Source organism: Oryzomonas rubra, from assembly GCF_008369015.1.
Lineage (GTDB): Bacteria > Desulfobacterota > Desulfuromonadia > Geobacterales > Pseudopelobacteraceae > Oryzomonas > Oryzomonas japonica.
In genome coordinates, this window is sequence record NZ_SRSD01000002.1 from 284,578 (window position 1) to 298,029 (window position 13,452).

9 protein-coding genes and 1 riboswitch are annotated in these 13,452 nt (G+C 65.1%); of the genes, 3 read left to right on the forward strand and 6 right to left on the reverse strand.

Annotation, left to right across the window (positions count from 1 at the left end; all coding sequences use genetic code 11):
* Positions 1 to 12: 12 nt before the first annotated feature.
* Positions 13 to 120, reverse strand: a riboswitch (cyclic di-GMP riboswitch).
* Between the two features lie 177 nt (positions 121 to 297).
* Entirely contained in the window at positions 298 to 579 is a 282-nt protein-coding gene (locus ET418_RS04265; RefSeq protein WP_149306334.1) for a hypothetical protein, read from the forward strand.
* A gap of 229 nt (positions 580 to 808) precedes the next feature.
* Here the strand turns inward: ET418_RS04265 and ET418_RS04270 are convergent, their stop codons facing one another.
* The 6 genes from ET418_RS04270 to ET418_RS04295 all read right to left on the reverse strand — a co-directional run bounded on the left by ET418_RS04270 (position 809) and on the right by ET418_RS04295 (position 9,054).
* Positions 809 to 2,227, reverse strand: a complete 1,419-nt coding sequence (locus ET418_RS04270) for an efflux transporter outer membrane subunit (protein WP_149306335.1) — start codon at positions 2,225 to 2,227, stop codon at positions 809 to 811.
* On the reverse strand, positions 2,220 to 5,378 hold the full coding sequence (locus ET418_RS04275) for an efflux RND transporter permease subunit (RefSeq protein ID WP_149306336.1): 3,159 nt from the start codon (positions 5,376 to 5,378) through the stop codon (positions 2,220 to 2,222). The genes ET418_RS04270 and ET418_RS04275 overlap by 8 nt, the downstream gene beginning before the upstream one ends.
* A gap of 184 nt (positions 5,379 to 5,562) precedes the next feature.
* The gene (locus tag ET418_RS04280) at positions 5,563 to 6,768 is read right to left on the reverse strand and encodes an efflux RND transporter periplasmic adaptor subunit (protein ID WP_218043362.1); all 1,206 of its coding nucleotides are present in this window, start codon (positions 6,766 to 6,768) and stop codon (positions 5,563 to 5,565) included.
* Positions 6,769 to 7,004: 236 nt separating this feature from the next.
* Complete coding sequence (locus ET418_RS04285) at positions 7,005 to 7,628, reverse strand: TetR/AcrR family transcriptional regulator (RefSeq protein WP_149306337.1); 624 nt, start codon at positions 7,626 to 7,628, stop codon at positions 7,005 to 7,007.
* Positions 7,629 to 7,862: 234 nt separating this feature from the next.
* Entirely contained in the window at positions 7,863 to 8,336 is a 474-nt protein-coding gene (locus ET418_RS04290; RefSeq protein WP_149306338.1) for a hypothetical protein, read from the reverse strand.
* Between the two features lies 1 nt (position 8,337).
* Entirely contained in the window at positions 8,338 to 9,054 is a 717-nt protein-coding gene (locus tag ET418_RS04295) for a PilZ domain-containing protein (protein WP_149306339.1), read from the reverse strand.
* Positions 9,055 to 9,452: 398 nt separating this feature from the next.
* Between ET418_RS04295 and ET418_RS04300 the strand changes: the two genes are divergently transcribed.
* Together ET418_RS04300 and ET418_RS04305 are read left to right on the forward strand one after the other, a co-directional pair.
* Positions 9,453 to 10,406, forward strand: a complete 954-nt coding sequence (locus ET418_RS04300; protein ID WP_188055269.1) for an ABC transporter substrate-binding protein — start codon at positions 9,453 to 9,455, stop codon at positions 10,404 to 10,406.
* Position 10,407: 1 nt separating this feature from the next.
* Positions 10,408 to 13,392, forward strand: coding sequence for a GAF domain-containing protein (locus tag ET418_RS04305; RefSeq protein ID WP_149306341.1), 2,985 nt, complete (start codon positions 10,408 to 10,410; stop codon positions 13,390 to 13,392).
* Positions 13,393 to 13,452 lie beyond the last annotated feature (60 nt).

Genomic DNA, 13,452 nt, shown 5'->3' on the forward strand with positions numbered 1-13,452 from the left:
AGAAACAGATCCTTCGGCAACCCGGCCGTCTCCCCGATGCCCGGCGCGCTTAGTCGCAAGGCATTACGGAGACCCGTAGCTTTCCGCCCCCTCCTCGCGAAGGGTTAGGCTTTATCGGTAGTGAGAGTTACAACGCGCAATCGGGACAAAGCTTACCATGTGCCGGCACAAGCGTCAATCACGGGGGACGTAATCGCCAAGCGACCGGGGCCGGCCCGGAGAGCCCGCCCCGGCTTCACGCAACGTATTAGCTTGGCTTTGTTTACGGTTTGGCATACTGTAATCAGTGAGGTGAACATGAGCGATTTCAAAGTGGCGGTGGAGACGAAGGAACTGGTACGGAGGATCAACCGGGTACTGACCAAGGGCAAACATCGCCTGGTGAAGTCCCGCAGCGAGAGCGACAAGTCGAACCTGGGCGACTGGTATATCGTCAGCACCTCCACAAACGCGGTTACGGCCTGGCATAGCGACATCGCCGAGCTGGCGCGGGAAACGGCGGCGTTGCTGTCCAACGAATACTTCGACGCGGAGCGCCCGGACACGAAGCCCCCGCGCGAGATCGACGAACGGTTCTGATCGAAACGCACCCCCGCAACCGCGAGCATCATCGGAATAGTTGGTTTCTTCCGTCCCGCCCTTTTTTCATCCCGAGACGCCGGTCCATCCGACCGGCGCCGACGCCCCAACCGCTGAACACTCCCCGTTACCTCTGACAATCTCCTGCAAAAAAAAGCGGTTCATGCCGCTGCACATGAAGCTGTTTCCGGGGATGGTTCCGGCAGCTCTGCTTCCCTGAGCAGCCGGCCTATTCCCGCCACCCGCCCCCGGCGGCGGCGTAGATATTGACCAAGTCGTTGCGCAGGCCGGCGTCGGAGGCTGCCAGAGCGGCCTCGGAATCGAGCAGGTTGCGCACGGCCACCAGCACGTCCAACAGGCCGGTGTAGCCGTTGATGTACTGTTGCATGGCCAGGTCGGCCGCGCGGCGGTTCTGCCCCACCCCGGTGGTAAGCGCGGCGTTGCGCGCGGTCTCGTGCAGATAGCCGGACAGGGCGTTTTCCATGTTCTCCAGCGCCTCCAGCACGGTCTGCTGATACCCCAGGAACGCCTGTTTCTGTTGCGCGTCCGCCGCGTCGATCTGCGCCTCGATCCGGCCGAAATTGAGGAGCGGCTGCACGAGATTGACACCGATCCCCCAGGGGGTGGAGCCGAAGGGGGTCGCGGTCTGGACGCCGAACAGGGCGGTCAGGGAGATGTCGGGAAACAGTTCCGCACGGGCGGCGGACCTGGCCGAGATGGCGGCGGCAAAGCGGCGCTCGGCGGCCCGGATGTCGGGCCGCGCCGCCAGGACCTTGGCCGGGGCCGCAAGCAGGATCCGGTGGTCCAGGGGTTTCAGTTCACGGGCGGTGGCGAGCAGGGCGTCCCTCGTCCCCGGCGGAGAGCCCATCAGCACGTTCAGGCGGTTCATGGCGGCGTCGTAGGCGGTCTCCAGGGAAGGGATGAGCGCCTCGGTGGCCGAGACCTGCGCCGCGGCGCGCTGCACGTCGAAGTCGCTGGCCATGGCCCCCTGCACCTGCGCCTTCACCAGTTCCAGGGTCTTCTGCTGGGTCTTGAGGTTCCGCCGGGTCAACTGGAGCTGGCGCTCATAGTTGCGCAGGTCGAAGTAATTGCGGGCCACCTCGGCCAGAAGGCCGACCCGGACCGCCTGGCTGCCCGCCTCGCTGGACTCCAGGAGGGCCGCCGCCTCGGCCGTGCGGGCCCGGTTGCGGCCGAACAGGTCGATCTCCCACGAGGCCTCCACATCGGCCCCGGCGATCCAGACGGTCTGATTGTTGGTGGCAAACCCCTGGTTGCCGCGCTGGGCGGCGGCGACCCCGTTCACCTGGGGAAAGAGCCGCGACCGGGCGGCGCTCCGTCCGGCCCGCGCCTCTTCCACCCGGGCCTTGGCGATCAGGAGGGTCTTGTTGTTGGCCAGGGCCTCGGCCACCAGGGCGTCCAGGGTCGGGTCGCCGAAGCGGGTCCACCAGGCGTGGTCCACCTCGGCTTCCGGGGTAACGATCAGGGGAGCGTTCGGGTCCGTCGCCCCGGCCTTCCCGGTCAGGCGGTTCCAGAACGATGGGGCGGCGATCCCGGAGGATTGGGGCCCCAGGGGGCCGCTGCACGCCGCCAGCAGCAGGACGGCCAGCAGGGCCGACAGTAGTATGGCAGTTGGTTTGAGCTTAGACATGGTGGTGTACCTCTTCCGTTTTCGTGATGCGTTTTTCCAGGGTGCGCATCAGCACATAGAAGACCGGCGTCAGGAACAGGCCGAAGAAGGTGACCCCCAGCATGCCGGAGAAGACGGCGATCCCCATGGCGTGGCGCATCTCCGCGCCCGCCCCGGACGAGAACACCAGGGGCACCACGCCCATGATGAAGGCGAAGGAGGTCATGAGGATCGGCCGCAGCCTGAGGCGCGCGGCCTCGATGGCGGCGGCCGTGGTGGTCTGCCCCCCCAGCTCCAGTTCACGGGCGTATTCCACGATCAGGATGGCGTTCTTGCACGCCAGGCCGATGAGGACGAACAGGCCGATCTGGGTGAACAGGTTGTTGTCGCCGTGGGTGAGCCAGACCCCGGTGATGGCCGACAGCAGGCACATGGGCACGATGAGGATGATGGCCATGGGGAGGAACAGGCTCTCATACTGGGCCGACAGGACCAGGAAGACCAGCAGCACGCAGAGCGGGAACACCAGGAGGGCCGTGTTGCCCGAGAGGATCTGCTGGTAGGTCAGCTCGGTCCACTCGAAGCCCATCCCCTTGGGCAGGGTGGCACCAAGGACCCGGGTGATGGCCGCCTGGGCCTGGCCGGTGGAGTAGCCGGGGGCCGGGGCGCCGTTCAGGTCGGCGGAGCGGAAGGCGTTGTAGCGCATGGCGCTGTCCGGCCCGGTGGTCTCGGACACCTGGACGATGGCGCCGAGCGGCACCATGCGCCCCTCGAAGTTCTTGGCCTGGAGTTTCAGGATATCGCTCGGCTTGGAGCGGAACTGCTTGTCGGCCTGGGCGATGACCTGGTAGGTGCGGCCGAATTTATTGAAGTCGTTGACGTAGAGCGACCCCAAGTAGATCTGCATGGCGTCGAACACGTCCTGCACATCCACCCCGAGCTGGGCGGCCTTGGTGCGGTCCAGGTCGGCGTAGAGCTGGGGCGCGCTGATCTTGTAGCTGGTGAAGACCCGCGCCAGTTCCGGCGTTTTGGCCGCCTGGGCCTGCACCGCCTTCATGGTCCGGTCCAGCGCCTCGTACCCCTGGTCGGTGCGGTCCTCCACCTGGAGCTTGAAGCCGCCGATGGTGCCGAGCCCCTGCACCGGCGGGGGCGGGAAGATGGCGATGAAGGCCCCGTTCACCCCGCTGAACTTCTGTTGCAGCTTCTCGGAGATGGCGAAACCGGACAGTTCCTTGGATTTGCGCTCCTCGAACGGCTTGAGCGAGACAAAGACGATGCCCGCCGTGGGGCTGTTGATGAAGCCGTTGATGGAGAGGCCGGGGAAGGCTATGGCGCTCTCCACCCCCGGTTCCTTCAGGGCGATGTCGGACATGGCCCGGATGACCCCCTCCGTGCGGTCCAGGGTGGAGCCGTCCGGGAGCTGGGCGAAGCTCACCAGGTACTGCTTGTCCTGGGTCGGCACGAAGCCGGGGGGCACGTGCCGGAAGCCTGCGTAGGTGGCCCCCAGGAGGAGCGCGTACACCAGAAGCGCGGCGGATTTGCGCCCCAGGATGCCGGTCACGCCAGTGCTGTACCCGTGGGAGCTGGCGTGGAAGAACCGGTTGAACCCCCGGAACACCGGGCCGAAGAGTTTGTCCATCCACCGGGTCAGCCGGTCCTTGGGCGCGTCGTGGGCCTTGAGCAGGATGGCGGCGAGGGCAGGCGACAGGGTCAGGGAGTTGAAGGCCGAGATCACGGTGGAGAAGGCGATGGTCAGGGCAAACTGCCGGTAGAACTGGCCGGTCAGGCCGCTGATGAAGGCGATGGGCACGAACACGGCGCACAGCACCAGGGCGATGGCGATGATCGGCCGGGTGACCTCGCCCATGGCCTTGATGGTCGCCTCCCGGGGGGCCAGGCCGTTCTCGATGCTGCGCTCCACGTTCTCCACCACCACGATGGCGTCGTCCACCACGATGCCGATGGCCAGGACCAGGCCGAACAGGGAGAGGGCGTTGATGGAAAAGCCGAAGACGTGCATGACCCCGAAGGTGCCGATGATGGAGACCGGCACGGCCAACAGCGGGATGATGGAGGCCCGCCAGGTTTGGAGGAACAGGATCACCACCAGGACCACCAGGGCCACCGCCTCCAGAAGGGTGTGCACGACCGCCTCGATGGAGCCGCGCACGAAGATGGTCGGGTCGTAGACGATGCTGTAGTCAAGCCCGGCCGGGAAGTTCTTCTTCAACTGGGCCATGGTGCTGCGCACCTGGTCCGAGATGGCGATGGCGTTGGAACCGGGGGTCTGGAAGATGGGGATGGCCACGGCCGGCTTGTTGTTCAAGAGGGAGCGGAGCCCGTATTCCGCCGCGTCCACCTCGATGCGCGCCACGTCCTTCAGCCGCGTGACCACGCCGTTGTTGCGTTTGATGATGATCTCGCCGAACTCGTCGGCATTCGTCAGCCTCCCCTGGGCGTTGACCGGCAGTTGCAGTTCGACCCCTTGCTTGTAGGGGGGGCCGCCGATGACCCCGGCCGCCACCTGCACGTTCTGGCGGCGCACGGCGGCGACCACCTCGGCTGCGGTCATGGCGTGCTCCGCCACCTTCTGCGGGTCAAGCCAGAGGCGCATGGCGTAATCGCCGGAGCCGAACAGCTGCACGCTGCCGATGCCCGGGATCTTGGCCAACTGGTCCTTGACGTTCAACAGGGCGTAGTTGCGCAGGTAGAGCATGTCGTAGCGCTCGTTGGGCGAATTCAGGTGCACCACCATGGTCAGGTCGGGGGAGCTTTTCACCGTGGTCACCCCCAACTGGCGGGTGACCTCCGGCAGGCGCGGCAGGGCCTGGTTGACCCGGTTCTGCACCAGCTGCGTCGCCAGGTCCGGGTCGGTGCCGAGCTTGAAGCTGACCGTGAGGGTCAGGGTGCCGTCGCTGGCGGCCTGGGAGAACATGTAGAGCATGCTCTCCACGCCGTTGATCTGCTCCTCCAGCGGGGTGGCGACGGTTTCGGCGATCACCTTGGGGTTGGCCCCGGGAAACTGGGCCTTGACGATGACCGAAGGGGGCACGACCTCGGGGTATTCCGAGATCGGCAACAGGAACATGGAGATCAGGCCGGCCAACAGGATGGCGACCGAGATCACGCCGGCGAAGATCGGCCGGTCGATGAAAAATTTGGATAGGTTCATGGCGCATTCTTTCCGGATTCAATCCTGTAGTTGCGGGCTCGTGCCTCGTAACAACACTTACTTCGTACGGTCCCCCCTCCTTGATAAGGAGGGGGTCAGGGGGTGGTTGAGGATTACCTGAGAGAGCAAAGGCTACCACCCCCGGCCCCTCCTAAACTAGGAGGGGAGGAAAAAGAGAGAGATGTTACTTTGCCGCCAGCCGGTCCGGCTCCTGTTGCTGGGCTTGGGCGACCTCCTGGACGCGCACCGTGCTATCCGGCCGCACGTGCTGTAGCCCGTCAACGATCACCCGGTCCCCCGGCCGCACCCCGGCGAGCACGATCCGCTCGCCCCTGGCCTGCTGGCCGAGCCTGACCTCCCGGTAGGCGACCTTGCCGTTGTCCCCCACCACGTAGACGAACCGCTTGCTCTGGTCGGTGCCGACGGCCCGTTCCGGCACCAGCAGCGCGGCGTTCTCGCTGCTGCTGGCCAGGCGGACCGCCACGAACATGCCGGGCACCAGGGCGCCGTTTTTGTTGTCGAAGCGGGCCCGCGCCCGGATAGTGCCCGAGGCGGGGTCGATGCGGTTGTCGAAGCTCTGGATCGTGCCCTGATAGGGATGGGCTTCGTCCCCCTGCACCGTCACCTCGACGCGCACCTGGCGTTCCTTGGCCGGGGTGTCGGCATGGGCCCGGATGCTGCTCATGTAGGTCTGCTCATCCACCTCGAAATCGGCGTAGATCCCGTCGTTGGACACGATGGAGGTCAACAGCGGCGCGCCCGCCCCCGCCTGCACCCGGTTGCCCAGGGTGATCTCGGCGCGGCTGACCCGCCCCCCGATGGGGGCCTTGACGTAGGCGTGGTCCAGGTCGATGCGGGCCTGTTTCAGCTCCGCCTCGGCCACCTGGATGGCGGCCCGGGCGACCCGGTCGGCATTGGCCCGTTCGTCGTAGAGGCGCTGGGCGATGGCCTGGGTCTGCACCATGTTGGCGGCCCGCTCCCGCTCGGTCCTGGCGAACCCGGCGTTGGTCCGGGCCGTGACCAGATTGGCCTCGGCCTTGGCCACGGCCGCCTCATAGGGGCGCGGGTCGATGACGAACAGCACCTCGCCCGCCTTCACGATCTGCCCCTCCTTGAAGCGGACCCCGGTGATGCGCCCGCTCACCTCGGGGCGCAGTTCGGCGAAATCCACGGCCCGCATCCGCCCGGAAAATTCGGACCAGATGCGCACGTTCTGCGGCTTGACGGTCACCACGCCCACCTGGGGGGGCGGCGGGGCCGCGGCGGTCGGCTGGGCGTTCACGTTCGCGGCCATGTGGTAGGCGGCCACTCCGGCCCCGCCGAGGGCGATTATCGCGCCGATCCCCACGAGGACGGCGCGTTTCCTGATCATGTTTGTCAGATGTTCCATGGCTTTTCTCCTTGCTGTCCGGGGCGGCCGGTTGCGCCGCCCCGCGAGTGTCTGTCGGTATGATTTTGCTGCCGTTTCGTCTGCTGTTTCTTCCCCGTTCCCCTAACCCATCAAGATCTTTCCCCCGGTCACTAGTTGACCGGTCAGTCAATAGCGGCGTCAAAAAATGCCGCTGGGAAGCGGCAGTGGTGCGACGAAACGGCGTATCTAGTTGTAAAAGAGCGGACCGGGCCGCCTCAGGCGGCTTTTTCGGTCCTGTTCCCCGCTCCCAGTATCTTCAGCAGCCCCGGTTTCAGATCCCGTTTCAGGAGTTCCAGATCGTTCTCGATGCGGGCGATCACCAGTTGGCCGACGATATAGGCATAAATCTCCTGGGCCTTGACCTGGACATCGGTGGTCTCCGGCAACTGCCCCGCCGCCACCAGGTCCCGCAAGGCATTCACGTAATACCGTTCCCTGCGGTGGGCGATATCGGCGAACTTGGCGCGGATACCGGCCTCCTGCCCGGCCATCTCCGAGCCCAGGGACGTGAAGGGACAGCCGCACACCTGATGGTATTTGACGGCGGTCTGGGCCTGGAATTCGTAGATGGCGTCGGCCAGGCGCTCGAAACGGGCCAGGGGCTCGGTGCCCGGTGAAAAGATGCTGTCCAGCTCCGGCTGCAAGAGCGTATAGGATTCCTCCATGACGGCGATGGCCAGGTCCACCTTGGAGGGGAAGAAGTGGTAGAAGCTCCCCTTCTTCACATCGGCGGCCCGGCAGATGTCGTCAACGCTGACCGAACCGTAGCTCCCTTTCCAGATGAGCTCCATGGCGGCTTCGATCAATTTCGTTTTGGTATCCGGTTGCGTCGTTTTCATTGTATAGCTCCTCATCAAGCTATGGTTTTACCGTAATCCCATTTGACTGACCAGTCAACTCTTTTTTTTACGGGGGGGAGTCGCGCTAGACGCCGGCAAGGGCCCGAAAGGGCTGCAAGCCGCCAACGTCACAAAAGTCTGAGGCTGGCGGCAATCGCACCGAAACCAGGAAGCCCCGGAGCGATCCGGGGCCTTTTCCATGGGGCCCCCGGAGGCTTGCCCATTCTCCCCTTTTCATTCTTGCGGGTCTGGTTCGGAAGCCCCTTCCGGGGGTGCTGCGGGTCTGGACGGTGGCGTTGCCGCCCGGACACGGCTCTTGGGGGCGGATTTCATCAACGCCCTGGCCGCCCCGGGATAATGACGGCACCACGCCAAAAGCGTCCTGGCGGCGGGACGGTACCGCCCCGCCAGCTGCTCCACGTCCGCCCAGTAGGGGTGGCTTTCCAGGAACAGCTCGATCCCCTTGCCGGGGTGGGCGATGGCCCAGGTGACGATCATCCTGGAACGCTCGTGATTGACGGCATCCCACCGGGAAAACGTACGGGCTGCCGCGGGGTTGTCCCGGGACCACGACCAGAGTTCGAAGGCGGCATCGGGGTAGGTATAGGCCCAATTTTCAACGGCCGCCGGTGCCGGGGCCGCCGGGGCGAACCCGGCGCCCGCCACGAAAAGGGCGATGAGGAGTACGGCGCAGAATCTGAATTTCATGTTATTCCACCGCCACTTCATCCTTGAGTTGCTGGATGATTTCAACCTGGCGCTGGTAGATGAAGCGGCCGATGATCGTGTCGGCCCTGGGGTCGGGCTTTATCTGAAAGATACAGGTAGTGCCGCCGTTCCCGTCAGCCGTGGCCCTGACGAACGTTCCCGGGATCTTCAGAGCGGTCCCGGCGAGTGCGAGATGCAGCACCCCCCCCTGGTCGGTATCCGTCGCCGGGACCGGATCGGCATGGATCGAGACACCGCTTCCCGAGATATCCACCAGGTTCCCTTCGATCACGACGTCGCCGTAGGTGAATTTCACCGGCAACGGATCGCGGACCCGGACCCGGACCGCCTCCCGCCGTTCCGCCCGGATCTGCGCATAGCTGAATTTGTGCAGGATAACGGTCTTCTTGGCGACGTTGACATAGGAGGCATAGCAATGCACCCCCAGATCGTTGTGAAAGTGGGGGCATTTTATGAGCGCGTTGTTGTCCTGTTTCAGGATCAGCGCCTGGTGCTCATGGACCTTGAGCTCCACGCTGTCGCCCTCCACCCCGACGATGGTCGAGCCATAGCTCACCGGCACCTCGTCGTAATAGTTCAGCAGCGAGAAGTCGCGTTTCAGCCTGTTCGCCGCCATGTCGGAAAAGATCTGCACGATGGCGGCGTTGTCCGACGTGCCGTCGTTGACGGTCACCAGATGGTAGATATCGGCTTTCATAGAGAGTCCCTTGAGAAGATGAGTGGGTGCATGCCGGCATTCCACCCCAAGGGGGAAATGGCCGCGCCCCTTGTCCGGTATCTGAGGCACGGGGCGCGTGCGGGCATGGTGCGCTATCTCTTCTACCCTACGCAAATCCCCATTTCAAGAGCAATGTGCAAAAGAGACCAATTAAAAACGTTGAAAAATAGCGCGTTGCACCCTCGGCACCGTCCCGGAACGGAAGGGCCGGGCGGGGTGCCGGACCGTAAAAGGCACCTGAAAAGACTTCACAATTCCCTGATTTGCTGTATACTGTACACAATTTCGGCCGACCTTAAAAAATCTTCACCTCCCTCCCCTCCACGCCCCCCTGACCACGGTGTATGGCAGGGGCGGAAAATGGTACGAGGCTGCCCATGAGGCACATATCGGTTGTTCGAATCATGGTGTGCGCCTGGCTCTGCCTGCCGTGGCTCTTCGGCATGGCGGGGTGCAGCCGGGAGGCCCCCGCCCCCCTGCAGGTCGCGACCAATGTCTGGCCCGGCTACGAGCCGCTCTACCTGGCCCGTTCCCTGGGCTATTACCCGGACTCCGCGGTGCGTTTCCACGAGATGACCACCTCGACCGATGTGTTGAAGGCGTTCCGCAACCACGCCGTGGACGTCGCCGCCCTGACCCTGGACGAGGCGCTCCTGCTGGTGCGGGACGGGATCGACGTGCGGATACTGCTGGTCGCGGATATCTCCCACGGCGCCGACGCCATCATGGCCCGTCCCGCCATCAAGACCATCCGCGACCTGAAGGGAAAACGGGTCGGCGTCGAATCCATGGCCCTTGGCGCCTATGTCCTGACCCGGGCTCTGGACCAGGCCGGCCTCCCCCCCCGGGATGTGACCATTGTGCCGGTTCCGGTGCAGGAGCACGAACACGCCTACAGCGCGGGCGAAATCGACGCGGTGGTCACCTTCGAGCCGGCCAGGACGCGGCTCGTGGCCCTGGGGGCGCACAGCATCTTCGACAGCCGCCGGATTCCGAACGAGGTCATCGATGTGGTCGTGGTGTGCGCCGATATGCTGCAATCGCGGCCCGGCCAGGTGAAGACGCTGGAGGAGGGGTGGTTCAAGGCGCTGGAGTACCTGCGCACCAACCCGGCCGATGCCGCCCGGCTCATGGGGAAACGCGAAGGCCTGACGGCGGCCCAGTTCAAGGCGACGCTCGACGGGATCGTCATCCCGGACAGGGACGAAAACAAACGGCTCCTGTCCGGCGCCCTGCTGCCGCCGGCCCAGCGGCTTGCCGACGTCATGCTGCGGGGAAACCTGCTGGACCGGCCGGTCGATCCCGCCCGGCTCGTCGTCAGGAGACCCTAGCATGGTCCGTCCCCGCTACCGCCTGCGCCTCCTCGTTCCGGGCATCGTTTTCACCGTAACCCTCCTGCTGATCCTCGTTCTCACCCTCGACCGCATCCGGGAAGGAAAGCGGGCGATCATCGGCTCCCTGACCGAAACGGCCCACACCCAGATGAACCAGCTCCAGGACCTCCTCTCGGACAGCCTGATGCAGGGCGAACAGGGGGAGGCGGCGCAACGGCTCTCCTATGCGGCCCTTTCCCCCCAGGTAGTCGCCCTGGCTCTGGTGGGTGCCGACCACCGGGTGCTCATCGCCAGCCGCCAGGAATGGGTGAACGGGGACGCCGCCGCCATCCCCCATTACGACCGAGGGCTTGCCGACAAGGCCATATCCCTCCACCAGGGCACGCTCTACCCGGGAACGACCGATCACCTCCACGGCTACTACCCCGTGACCCTCGGCATGCGGGCCGGGGAGATCAGGCCGCAGCATACCGGCATCCTGTTCGTGGGCTATGACTTTTCCGGCCAGGTCAATCACCTCCGGCACGAGGCGTACCGGAGCGCCGCCAAACTGGGCGCGATTCTCTTCCTCTTTGCGCTGGTGCTGTCGTTTCTCCTGCACCTCCTCATCACCAGGCCCATCGACAGGCTCCTGGGGGTGGTGAAGGAGATCGCCGGCGGCAACCTGGGCGCCCGGGCCATGGCCCCGGGGACGGACGAGATCGGCAGCTTGGCCCAGGCATTCGATGAGATGGCGGAAAAACTGGCCCGGAAGCAGGAGTGCCTCCACGACCAGAACATCCAACTGGAGGAGGAGATCGCCGAACGGCAAACGGCTCAGGAGGCCTTGCAGGAGCAGGCGTCCCAACTGGAAGAGGAAATCGCGGAGCGGCAAGCGGCCCAGGAGGCGTTGCAGGAGCAGGCATACCAGTTGGAGGAGGAGATTGTCGAGCACCGGCAGGCGGAAGACAAGCTGCGCATCATCTTCGATGCGGCCCAGGCCGGCATCGTCATGCTCGACGCCAACGGCGTCATCACCTTTGCCAACCAGTGCGCGAGCCGGCTCTACGGCTTCGAGCATGGGGAGATGGCGGGCTCCCGGTACGACGACCATGTGCACCCGGATGAGCGCCCGATCTCCGATGAGTTGCTCGACAGGCTGATGCGGGGCGACGTGGAGGCCATCGCGGAAAAACGCCACTACCTGAAGAGGGAGGGGGGCGACTTCTGGGGATACCTGAATGCCAAGCGGCACCTGGGCGACGACGGCAGCCTCCTGGCCATCATCATCGTGATCACCGACATCACGGAGCTTCGTAACGCGCAATTCCAGATGGGCCTCAACTTCCAGCGCCTGGAGAGCCTGGTGCGGATCCTGCAATACCGCTGCGACTCCATCCAGGGCTTTCTCGACTATGCCCTGGAGGAGGCCCTGGGGCTCACCGCCAGCAGGTTCGGCTTCATCTTCGTCTATGACGAGGCCCGCCGCGAATTCATCCATACGGCGTGGTCGCGGGACGCGGTGAAGGCGTGCGGCGCCACGGGGCAGCGGATGCCCTCGGCGCTCGAGGAAGCCGGCCTGTGGGGCGAGGCGCTGCGCCAACGGCAGCCGGTCATCGTGAACAGCTATGAAAGCCCTGATCCGCTGAAAAAGGGGTGCCCGGCCGGGCACATCCCCCTGGAGCGGTTCCTGTCGGTCCCGGTCTTCGGCGGGCAGGAGATCGCGGCGGTGGTCTGCGTCGCCAACAAGGCCGGGGATTACGACCAGGCGGACGTGCTTCACCTGCGCGTGCTGCTGGATTCCGCCTGGAAGATCTGCCGGCAGATGAAGGGGGAGCAGGAGCGGGAGGCGCTCCAGAAGCAATTCAACCAGGCCCAGAAGATGGAAGCGGTGGGCAGGCTTGCCGGTGGGGTCGCCCACGACATCAACAACAAGCTCTCCATCATCATGGGCTACGCCGACCTGCTGAAGTTGCAGCCGAATCCCCTGAGCGACAACCAGACCCACTACCTGGAGGAGATGCAGAAGGCGGCCAACCATTCCTGCGAGATCGTCCGCCAGCTCCTCGCCTTCTCCCGCAGCGACGTGATCTCGCCGCGCACGGTCAACATCAACGCCATCATCGCCGATACCTGCAAGGGCCTGGGGCGGCTCATCGGCGAGGACATCAGGTTCGAATTCAGGCCGGCGGAGGATATCTGGCCGGCCCTGCTCGACCCGACGCAGATCGACCAGATCATCATGAACCTGGCGGTCAATGCCCGGGATGCCATGCCCGACGGCGGCCTGTTCAGCATCGAGACCGGGAACGCGTCCCTGGACGAGGCCGCCTGCCAGGGGATCGCCTCGGCCCGGGCCGGCGATTACGTGCGGCTGTCGGTGGGGGACACCGGCTGCGGCATGGATGGGGAGACCCTGGGGCACATCTTCGAGCCCTTCTTCACCACCAAAGAGGTCGGCAAGGGGACCGGACTCGGGCTGGCGACCATCTTCGGCATCGTGTCCCGGAACAAGGGGTTCATCACCGTGCACAGCGAGGTCGGCTTCGGCACCACCTTCAACATCTTTTTCCCCCGCATGGCGCGGGAAGGGACCGGTTCCGAGCCCCCGGGGGACGAGCGCCGCGCGGCCCCCGGCAGCGGCACCGTCCTGCTGGTGGAGGACGAGGAGGCGCTGTGCGACCTGGCGGCGAAGATGCTGGACACCCTGGGCTACCGCGCCGTCATAGCCAAATCACCCGGGGAGGCCATCGAGCTGTGCACCGGGGGCGACCTGGGCGACATCGACCTGATCCTGACCGATATCATCATGCCGGGGATGAACGGCAAGGAGATGTGCGACCGGATTCGGGAGCTGCGCCCCGACACCCCGGCGCTCTTCATGTCGGGCTACACCGCCGACGTCATCTCCGCCAAGGGGATACCGGAGGCCTCGCTCCACTACCTGCAGAAACCGTTCAACCTGCTCAAACTCAGCCAGATGATCCGCAAGGCGATGGGATAACGGACGTTTTGACCGTCCCCCCCGCCCCGCATCTCCCCTTGCAAACGGATCGGCATGTGC

Excerpts from the sequence above, each read along its gene's own strand:
- ET418_RS04305 (WP_149306341.1), top strand. The coding sequence starts at position 10,408 with ATGGTCCGTCCCCGCTACCGCCTGCGCCTCCTCGTTCCGGGCATCGTT.
- ET418_RS04300 (WP_188055269.1), top strand. The coding sequence starts at position 9,453 with ATGAGGCACATATCGGTTGTTCGAATCATGGTGTGCGCCTGGCTCTGC.
- ET418_RS04295 (WP_149306339.1), bottom strand. The coding sequence starts at position 9,054 with ATGAAAGCCGATATCTACCATCTGGTGACCGTCAACGACGGCACGTCG.
- ET418_RS04270 (WP_149306335.1), bottom strand. The coding sequence starts at position 2,227 with ATGTCTAAGCTCAAACCAACTGCCATACTACTGTCGGCCCTGCTGGCC.
- ET418_RS04285 (WP_149306337.1), bottom strand. The coding sequence starts at position 7,628 with ATGAAAACGACGCAACCGGATACCAAAACGAAATTGATCGAAGCCGCC.
- ET418_RS04290 (WP_149306338.1), bottom strand. The coding sequence starts at position 8,336 with ATGAAATTCAGATTCTGCGCCGTACTCCTCATCGCCCTTTTCGTGGCG.
- ET418_RS04265 (WP_149306334.1), top strand. The coding sequence starts at position 298 with ATGAGCGATTTCAAAGTGGCGGTGGAGACGAAGGAACTGGTACGGAGG.
- ET418_RS04275 (WP_149306336.1), bottom strand. The coding sequence starts at position 5,378 with ATGAACCTATCCAAATTTTTCATCGACCGGCCGATCTTCGCCGGCGTG.
- ET418_RS04280 (WP_218043362.1), bottom strand. The coding sequence starts at position 6,768 with ATGGAACATCTGACAAACATGATCAGGAAACGCGCCGTCCTCGTGGGG.